At 36.2% G+C, this 6341-nt stretch carries 3 protein-coding genes; all 3 read left to right on the top strand.

The window, feature by feature from the left end:
- Window positions 1-40: 40 nt before the first annotated feature.
- The 3 genes from A3EM_RS0129915 to A3EM_RS0129905 all read left to right on the top strand — a co-directional run bounded on the left by A3EM_RS0129915 (window position 41) and on the right by A3EM_RS0129905 (window position 6191).
- Window positions 41-1063 (top strand): FecR family protein, encoded by a 1023-nt coding sequence (locus tag A3EM_RS0129915; protein ID WP_020531938.1) that lies wholly within the window; start codon window positions 41-43, stop codon window positions 1061-1063.
- A 253-nt stretch (window positions 1064-1316) separates the two neighbouring features.
- On the top strand, window positions 1317-4778 hold the full coding sequence (locus A3EM_RS0129910) for a SusC/RagA family TonB-linked outer membrane protein (RefSeq protein ID WP_020531937.1): 3462 nt from the start codon (window positions 1317-1319) through the stop codon (window positions 4776-4778).
- A 12-nt stretch (window positions 4779-4790) separates the two neighbouring features.
- Window positions 4791-6191: a RagB/SusD family nutrient uptake outer membrane protein gene (locus A3EM_RS0129905; protein WP_169513432.1), complete on the top strand. Its 1401-nt coding sequence runs from the start codon at window positions 4791-4793 to the stop codon at window positions 6189-6191.
- Window positions 6192-6341 lie beyond the last annotated feature (150 nt).

The raw sequence follows: 6341 nt of genomic DNA, 5'->3' as shown, positions 1-6341 counted from the left end.
CCCAGCCACAAAAATTGAGAATTAATTGAAATAGAAGCAGGTGAAAAATTTTGAAGATATAGATGAGTTGATTGCTAAGAAACTTTCTGGAGAAGCCAACGAGAATGAAAAAGCTGCCCTGAATTCCTGGCTAAATCAAAGCAAGAAAAACTTAGACACTTTCCAACATATTGCCTATTACTGGGATTTAGGAGAGCAGGAAAGCCGGAAAGATAAAATATTAGAAAGATTTACTTCAAAAGTAAATCAGGAAAAATCAAAAATTCCTCAATTCCAGAAATCAATCCATAACCCGGTAAAAACTGGTGGATTAAAATATTTGGGTTGGAAAATTGCGGCAGCCGTTGCTTTAATAATTATAAGTGTCATTACAATTAATCAATACCAATCTGTTCCTCAGGAAATATCGGAAACCGGTTTACCCGAATTGGTAGAAAAAATCAACCCTTCGGGAATGAGATCTACTATTAAATTAAGTGATGGTACTAAAGTTTACCTGAATGCTGCAAGCAAAATTATCATTCCTGAAAAATTCTCAGGCCTTACCCGAGAAGTAGTCTTAGAAGGGGAAGCATACTTCGAAGTAGCCAAAAATCCCGATCGTCCATTTATAATCAAAAGTGGTGAAGTGGCGGTAAAGGTTTTGGGAACAGCTTTTAATGTGTCTGCCTACAAAGAATATAACAATGTAGACATTGATGTTTTTGAAGGCAGTATAGAGGTATCTGGTAAGAATGACAAAATTATTTTAAAGGATAAACAGGCCGTAACTTTTAATAAATTAAACAACAAACTGGTTCAGCGGGAATATTTGCTGGACTCCTGGGCCTGGAAAGATGGTAACCTTGTGTTTAAAGGAGCAAGTTTTGCTCAAATTGTAAAGCGACTTGAACAGTGGTATGGTGTAGAGTTTGAACTTCAAACCACTGTGGATATGGGAAAAGGCTATGTAGGAGAATTTAATAATAAATCATTGGAAAGAGTATTGGAAACACTAAGTTATGCTGGAGATTTCCAATATAAAATTTTGGATAGTAAAGTAATTATTTCGAAAGGAAATTAGGATAAAATGATTTGGGAATAGCCATTTCCGGAGTTTTTATCAGTCTTGTAATTAAAAAAGGATAAATAAATAATTGAAAATGAAAATGATAAACAGTAGTTAAAAACAAAAACTTCCCACCATCGCCTTTTTCAAACTTTTGGTCGAGCTAGATAAGGCAATAGCAGGAAGAATCTCCCTGATGTAAAAAACATGTCACACCAGAAATCTTCATAAAAATATGAAATTGAGAATAATACAACAAATAATTGTAATGTCTAAGTATACATTATTAGGCCTCTTTATACAGGCCATTCTTTGCAACCTACTTCTTGCCAGTAATACACTGGCACAGAAAAGTATAGAGGAAATTTATGTAGACCTTGCTTTTAACAACTCTGACCTCAAGGAGGTTTTTGATGAAATTGAAGCCAATACCAAATTTAAATTTCACTACAAAAAGGATTTTGTAAAAAGTAAAAAACTATATACTGCACATTTTAATAATGCTTCATTGGCAGATGTTTTAAGGTATATTTCCAAAGAAGAAAACTTAAGGTTTAAGCGAATAAACAGGGACATAAGTGTAAAAAAAACCATTATCCCAAATGACATTTCATTTGAGGAAAGTTATGTTTATCAGCAGCAAATGATATCCGGAAAGGTAGTTTCAGTTGAAGATGGAGAGCCTCTACCGGGAGTGAGTATTTTAATAAAGGGAACCAATAATGGTACTACTACCGATTTTAATGGAAAATATAGCCTGAGCGCTCCTGAAAATGGAGTGCTGCAATTCAGTTTTATTGGTTTTGAAACTCTGGAAGTGGGAATTGGTAATCAATCCACTTTAGATATTACTTTGAAACCAGATATGGAACAATTGGAAGAGGTCGTAGTAGTGGGATACGGAACGGTGAAAAAAAGTGACCTTACAGGCTCAGTAAGTTCAGTGAAAGCAAAAGAATTGGCTAAGTCAACCGTATCTTCATTCGATCAGGGTTTGAGTGGAAGAGCAGCCGGAGTACAAGTAACACAACAAACCGGGCAACCGGGAGGTGCTACTTCTATTAGAATAAGGGGTGGAAACTCCATTAATTCTTCCAACGAACCGCTTTATGTAATTGATGGTTTTCCCTATTATAACGATAATAATGCTTCTTCCTCCGGGGCTGTAAGTGGGGCTCCGGCATTAAACGTACTTGCCACTCTTAATCCGGGAGATATTGAAAATATTGAAATTTTGAAAGATGCCTCTGCTACCGCAATTTATGGCTCAAGAGGGGCAAATGGGGTGATTTTAATTACCACCAAAAGGGGAAAATCTGGAAAAGGGAAAGTCAATTTTGAAACCTATTATGGTACTCAGGAAGTAATCAAAACTATTCCTGTGCTCAATGCAAGGCAATACGCAGAATTCAGAAACATGGCTTTTGTAGATGGCCGTGGACAAAATGGGAATGGACTTCCTACTTATTCAGATGAAGAGGTAGCTGCAATGGGCGAAGGTACCAACTGGCAGGATGAAATTTTCAGAACTGCCCCAATTCAAAACTACCAATTGACATTTAATGGAGGATCTGACGCTGTTCGCTATGCTATTTCAGCCAATTATTTTAAACAGGATGGAGTAATTATTAACTCTGATCTTGAAAGGTACTCTTTAAGAGCCAATTTAGATGCTGACATCAGTAAAAACCTCAAAATTGGAAACAATCTGAACTTAAGTTACCTTTCGTCCAATCTGGCACGAACTGGAGGTGGAAGATCCGGAACTAATTCCATACAATCACCAGGAGCAGGTAATATTGTTCAGGATGCTCTTTTCTATAATCCGGTAATACCAGTAAGAGATGAAAATGGTGAATTTACATCGGATAACAACAGTGATACCAAAGGAGATGGGGGAGGAAATCAGGCTAATACACCGAATGGTAATCCTGTTGCTTTTGCTACTTTAGCCACACAGAAAAGTAGTACTGTAAGGATATTAGAAAATTTGTTTGCCGAATATTCCATCCTTGAAAATTTAAAATTTAAGGTTATGGTTGGAGCAGACATTATTTCTAATAAAGAAAATAGTTATTTACCGAGTAGTATTATTCAGGGGAGAACTGCACCAAATGGAGCTGCAAGTATAGGAAATTTGCAAAGTATAAGCTGGCTAAATGAAAATACGCTAAGTTATAATACAACATTAGGTACGGATCATTCTTTTAATGCTTTAATTGGAATGACCTCACAAAAATATACCAGTGAAAGACTGGGAGCATCGGGAAGAGATTTTCCTACAGATGTAAACCAAATGTATTCTCTACAATCAGCTAACATTATAGACCCGTCCTATTCCAATTATTTTGACTGGTCGTTACTTTCTTATCTTTTTAGGATAAATTATGGGTACAAAGGGAAGTTATTATTTACGTTTTCAGGAAGGTCAGATGGGTCTTCCAAATTCGGAGAAAACAATAAGTTTGGTTTCTTTCCTTCAGCAGCAATTGCCTACAGAATAGGGGATGAGGAATTTTTTCAGGGCCAAAGCTTAATGAATGACCTAAAGTTAAGGTTTAGTGCTGGTATTACAGGCAACCAGGAAATCCCTCCATACCAAACCATTTCTACCCTGGGTATTAACCGGTATCCCTATAATAATGAATCTCCCTCTATTGGATATGTACCCACCCAAATCGGAAATCCTGATATAAAATGGGAAACAACTAAGCAAATTAATTTAGGATTTGATGTAGAATTCTTTTCGGGAAGAATTGCATTAACCGGGGATATCTATTATAAGAAAACTGATGACTTACTGCTACAGGTGAGACTGCCTTTTTCTTCTGGTTTTGCTAATTCATTCAATAATATTGGTGCGGTTGAAAATAAAGGTTTTGAATTGGCTTTAAACACAGTAAATTTTGAAGGTGACTTCAGTTGGACTTCACAATTTAATATTTCTGCTAACCGAAATAAGGTGTTGGATTTTGGTGAAGAAAATGAGCGATATATTGGTTCTGATTATAATTTATTCAAAGGGCAGGCTGTAGGTTTAATTAGGAAAGGAGAGCCAATTGGTAATTTTGTAGGTTATATCAATGATGGAATTATAAAAAACCAGACCGAACTCGATAATGCACCAAAATCGGGCAATGATTATATTGGAAGCAGAAGGTTTGTAGATTTAAATGGGGATAATATCATTAACAATGAGGATAGAGCAGTAATAGGAAATGCACTTCCGGACTTCATTGGTGGTTTTAATAACAGTTTAAAATACAAAAATTTCAGCCTTGACTTTCTATTCCAGTTTTCTGTTGGGAATGAAATTTATAATATGACCCAATTAGAACATGAATTTCTGAATGGCAGGCAAAATAATTCCACTACCGTACTTAACAGATTTATTCCCGGAGTTAATGAAGACACGGATGTGGCAAGAGCGGGAAATCCTCCCTACATTTATTTCAGGCAGAGTCATTCCAGGTGGATTGAAGATGGCTCTTACATAAGGTTAAAAAACCTTACCTTATCTTACGATCTTCCTGTTGATAACCTGGACATTAAATGGTTGAGGTCCTCCAGAGTATATGTTTCCGGGCAAAACTTATGGTTGCTTTCCGATTATAGGGGATATGACCCTGAGGTAAATATTAACCCACAAAGTAATACTTTAATAGGATTTGATTATGCTTCTTATCCTTCCGCAAAAGTGTATATGATTGGTTTAAATTTTGGATTTTAATGTAAAATGAAAATGAAATATTTCAAATATATAATTATTGGATTATCGAGTTTAGGATTGCTATTTAGTTGCCAGGATTTTCTGGAGGAAAACCCCAAAAGTCTGGTTTCACTAAATAGTTATTACAATACCCTTAATGAAGCGACAACAGCTCTAAATGGGGTTTACAGTCAACTCCAGCCGCTTTATACCGGTTTGGGTATTGATCTTGTAGCGGATATGTCTGCTGATGTTTTAACAAAAGGTTCTGGGGCAGGAGGGAGTTCTGCTTTAGCGTTTGATGATTTCACATTTGATGCTAGTTTGGGAATTTTTGCCGACTTGTATATGAATCACTATGAGTTGATTAATAGTGCAAATACATTAATTTTTGAAGTAGAAAAAAGAGACTATAGCGATGAAAACCTGAAAAGTACAATTATTGGAGAAGCAAAATTTCTAAGGGCTTTGGCATATTTCAATTTGGTGAGAGTTTTTGGAGATGTACCATTCCGAATTGAGCCATCTCTTTCTACTACAGGACTTGATATCGAAAGATCAGATGAATCGGTAATTTTTGATCAGATTATTTCAGATTTAGAAAGTGCTTCGGAGAGCCTACCCGAGAATAGCATTACACCTGGAAGGGCCAACAAAATTTCTGCAAACGCTTTACTGGCAAAGGTTTATCTTACAAGAAATGATTACTCTAATTCACTTGAATCACTGGAAAAGGTAATTGGTACGCGTTCGCTATTTCAAAATTATGCCGATGTATTTAAAGTTAATAATGAAAATAACATTATTGAATCCATTTTCGAAATACAGTATGGTTTGAGACCGGTGAATAGTGATATAATTCAATACCTTAACTCCGATAAGCTTTCCGGTCATGGGTTTATTTATGGCGTTTATGCTGCAGACCAAAAAATTGTAGATGCGTATGAGGAAAGTGACAAACGAAAAATGAATAGTGTTTGGAATGAAGGTCAGGGTGTATCCTTTAATCAATGGTTTATCAATAAATACAATGATGCCTTACTTCCCAATGTAGAAGCAACTGATGCCGGAATGATCAATTATCCGATTCTTCGCTATGCTGATGTTTTATTAATGTATGCTGAGGTAGTGAATGAAATAAAAGGCGGACCAGACGGGACTGCGTACGATGCAATTAACCAGGTGAGGAATAGGGCTGGATTGACTAATTTACCCCAGGGTTTAGGTCAAGAGGCCTTCCTGGAAGCGGTATTAGATGAAAGATGGAAGGAATTTTTGTGCGAAGGAGAAAGGTGGTTTGATTTAAAAAGATTAGGAAAATTAGAAGAAGTTTTGAATCCGTATGGATTTCAGAAGGGAAAACACGAATTATGGCCTATACCCCAAGCTGCAAGGGATGTAAATCCTAACCTCAATCAAAATGACGGTTATTGAAAAATATTCCCAGCTTGAAGTATCCTCTGAATATTTTTAGGATATCCGGCTCTTGTTGTCTATAGGGTGCTCTGCACCTGAGGCAAGATATTTTGAGTTGTATTTTAAGATTGGCTGAGTAATCCTCGGCCAATCATTTTCTGGTAATTT

The organism is Flexithrix dorotheae DSM 6795 (assembly GCF_000379765.1).
Taxonomy (GTDB): Bacteria; Bacteroidota; Bacteroidia; order Cytophagales; family Flammeovirgaceae; genus Flexithrix; species Flexithrix dorotheae.
This window is presented reverse-complemented; position numbering and strand designations above follow the sequence as displayed.

Excerpts from the sequence above, each read along its gene's own strand:
- A3EM_RS0129905 (WP_169513432.1), top strand. The coding sequence starts at position 4,791 with ATGAAATATTTCAAATATATAATTATTGGATTATCGAGTTTAGGATTG.
- A3EM_RS0129910 (WP_020531937.1), top strand. The coding sequence starts at position 1,317 with ATGTCTAAGTATACATTATTAGGCCTCTTTATACAGGCCATTCTTTGC.